This window comes from Pseudomonas abietaniphila (assembly GCF_900100795.1).
Taxonomy (GTDB): domain Bacteria; phylum Pseudomonadota; class Gammaproteobacteria; order Pseudomonadales; family Pseudomonadaceae; genus Aquipseudomonas; species Aquipseudomonas abietaniphila.
Genome location: NZ_FNCO01000044.1, coordinates 1 through 2,543 on the forward strand (window position 1 = coordinate 1; position 2,543 = coordinate 2,543).

General features: G+C 53.3%; 3 protein-coding genes and 1 pseudogene. 2 read left to right on the forward strand and 2 right to left on the reverse strand.

Translation table 11 applies throughout. From position 1 onward, the window contains the following. Window positions 1-92 precede the first annotated feature (92 nt). Together BLS87_RS33205 and BLS87_RS33210 are read right to left on the reverse strand one after the other, a co-directional pair. A pseudogene (locus tag BLS87_RS33205) lies at window positions 93-332 on the reverse strand (Y-family DNA polymerase); the annotation flags it as partial. Continuing rightward, entirely contained in the window at window positions 325-762 is a 438-nt protein-coding gene (locus tag BLS87_RS33210) for a LexA family protein (protein ID WP_074759396.1), read from the reverse strand. The gene BLS87_RS33210 and the pseudogene BLS87_RS33205, both read right to left, overlap by 8 nt. A gap of 454 nt (window positions 763-1,216) precedes the next feature. Between BLS87_RS33210 and BLS87_RS33215 the strand changes: the two genes are divergently transcribed. Both BLS87_RS33215 and BLS87_RS33220 read left to right on the forward strand, forming a co-directional pair. Continuing rightward, window positions 1,217-1,660 (forward strand): hypothetical protein, encoded by a 444-nt coding sequence (locus BLS87_RS33215; RefSeq protein ID WP_074759397.1) that lies wholly within the window; start codon window positions 1,217-1,219, stop codon window positions 1,658-1,660. 143 nt (window positions 1,661-1,803) lie between these two features. After that, window positions 1,804-2,466, forward strand: a complete 663-nt coding sequence (locus BLS87_RS33220) for a uracil-DNA glycosylase family protein (protein ID WP_074759398.1) — start codon at window positions 1,804-1,806, stop codon at window positions 2,464-2,466. Window positions 2,467-2,543: the final 77 nt, after the last annotated feature.

Sequence of the window (2,543 nt, forward strand, 5' to 3'; positions counted from 1 at the left end):
TTAACACTTGCTTGTGCAATGGGGTGGTGGTCATGGGCGCCCCCTGAGCGTCAACGGATTCAGCCTAGCTCAAAAGCATTCCACCTAACTTAATAAAGCGCATAGTTGCTGCTGAATGCCACGACACCCTGGTGCTTGAGATCGCCACGAATCCCATGGAATAGCGCACCCATCTTCACGAAGGGTTTGGCGTCGGCGGAGCGTGCAATCACGCAGCCGTCGTTGTTGCTCAGCACGACGATGGGGGTGCGCTGGAGGTCAGGCCGAAATACCCGCTCGCAGCTTGCGTAAAAACTGTTGCAGTCGATTAGGGCAAACACCTGCTCAGGCATGGGGGCGGTGATTACGCAGACTATGACTCACGACGCCCCAGATCATCAGTTCGTCATCATCCAGTACGTAGCGCGGCGCGTAATCAGGGTGCTCGGATTGCAGCACATACGACTTCTGGCATCTGCCCAAGCGTTTGACGAACACATCACCGTTTAAGCAGGCCACCACGACATCGCCTGGTTTTGCCTCCAGTGCACGACTGACGATCAGGTGGTCACCATCGAAGATACCCGCGCCGGTCATGCTGTCACCGCTAACCAGCACGACGTAGGTGTGCGGTGCATTGATATCCAGCAGCTCATCCAGGGACAGCTTGTGTTCCATGTGGTCCAGCGCCGGGCTGGGAAAGCCGGCCGGAATGTGCGCGTCAAAGAAGGGGAGGCGTGTGCTGCTGGCGTGAAGTGCGCCAAGGATCAGGGCGTTGCTCATGGGGAAATGCCGATAGCTGTATTTATGTACAGTATCCGGCAATTTTGAGATCCAACAAGGCGCGTCCGTCGGCGTAGATAGGCATGTGCTTTAAATGTTTACGGGTGAAAAGTTTACGTATCGCCTACAGCGGTACAGGTGCCTATGGTTGATTCATCTCAACCCGAGGAGGTTCGCCATGATCATGCTGAGTCCGCTGACTGAACATCTTGTACTGATAGCTGCCTTGACCCTGATGCTGGGTTTGGCTCGTGTTGCCTATGGCGGGCGACAAATCTGAAGGTCAATGCGAAGTCATGCATCGACAAATAAGCCGAGCGGTTTTTGTGGGGATATCGCGAAACTTCTTTGCGTGATTTGAGTGCAGCGTCACGTTATCTGCGGATCTTAAAACGACTTAAAGCCTGTAGGTCTTCCGGCCAATGTCATGGCTGTACATCAGGAGGATCACTTAATGTTAAACAAGCTCATCTGGCCAAGTGAAGCTACGCCTACTCAAGATCAATCAGATCAAGTTGCGGGGCCCATTCCAGATTACGTAACGATTGTGATCATGCAGCAAGTCGCTGACGCCATAGTTGCCCGCGTATCTGGGGAAATGTTAGCCGGTGCCGCACGGTCACTCTGTAAAGCACTGCTTGAATCAGCGTCTCAGCTGGCTTGTGCTGACCAAGCTCAACGCATTTGCGAAGATCACGGTGCCGTTTTCACCAGTGCCTTAGATCGCTCATTCAGCGCTGCGGAGGGCATCTATTTCTACGGCGAAGATTTTCTAATCGAGCACTACAGTGCGACCGGTCACTGGATCGAAAGCAGGCTCGGCGAGCTGGACAGTGTTTGCCTGGACTTCGTCGAGACAAACACCTCTCAGCCATTTGCAGTATGTGTGTGCTTCTGATGGGTGGCGTAATCGCCGTGAGTAATCGCTGCGCTATTGGCTTTTCAACACGACCTGCTGTGTGGCGTGTAGATTCGCTCTAAACGACGTCAGGCCTTAATCGGGCAGTCTTTTGATGAACGTTCATTGGATGGAAGTGCTTTATGGATAAGCAAGGAATACTCGCAGTTGCTCAAAATTCCCTGTCAGAGCTGATGTCTCTGCCGGGCGGGACTTTGTACAGCAGCTACAACACCCTGAGGCCTGGTGATGTCTACTTCTTAGGTTACAACCCAGGCGGTGAAGGTCCCGATGGCCCTACCGTTGCAGACCGTCTTGAAGCCTTGCCATCGAAAACGTGCAACGACTTTACGGATTTGGAATGGACGACAGCAGCAGGCCGATCACCGCTGCAGTTGCGGGTCAAGTGGTTGCTCGACAGCCTTGGATACAGGGTCGAAGACGTCTGCAGTAGTAATCTGATTTTTGCCCAGAGTCGAGACGCGAAAGGTGTGCCCGAGCATTACGCTGATGTTTGCTGGCCTGTGCACGAAGCGATCTTGGCACTGGTAAATCCTAAGCTGATTCTGTGCTGCGGTAATTCGCAGGTATCGTCATTCGGTTATCTGCAGCGGAAATTCGATGGTGAGATTCAGTACTCGCCAAAAGGTGTAGCTCTGCATGGGGGCTGGGCAATCAAAGCATTTCGAACTGAGCTGAATGGCCAGCCGGTTTTGGTTGTTGGGTTTCCTCACTTGTCCCGATACAACCCCATCGGCAAGCCACAGATAATCGAGTGGATTAAGCAGGGCGGCGGCAAAAACTGAGTGCAACACCTGACCTTTCCGGTACGGTGCTGCCCCTATGTCTTATTCCGAACTCAGCGTTGAAGAACGCGCCACCA

What these genes read in the sequence shown, in the direction of transcription:
- BLS87_RS33210 (WP_074759396.1), bottom strand. Translation starts at nt 762, where the DNA reads ATGAGCAACGCCCTGATCCTTGGCGCACTTCACGCCAGCAGCACACGC.
- BLS87_RS33220 (WP_074759398.1), top strand. Translation starts at nt 1,804, where the DNA reads ATGGATAAGCAAGGAATACTCGCAGTTGCTCAAAATTCCCTGTCAGAG.
- BLS87_RS33215 (WP_074759397.1), top strand. Translation starts at nt 1,217, where the DNA reads ATGTTAAACAAGCTCATCTGGCCAAGTGAAGCTACGCCTACTCAAGAT.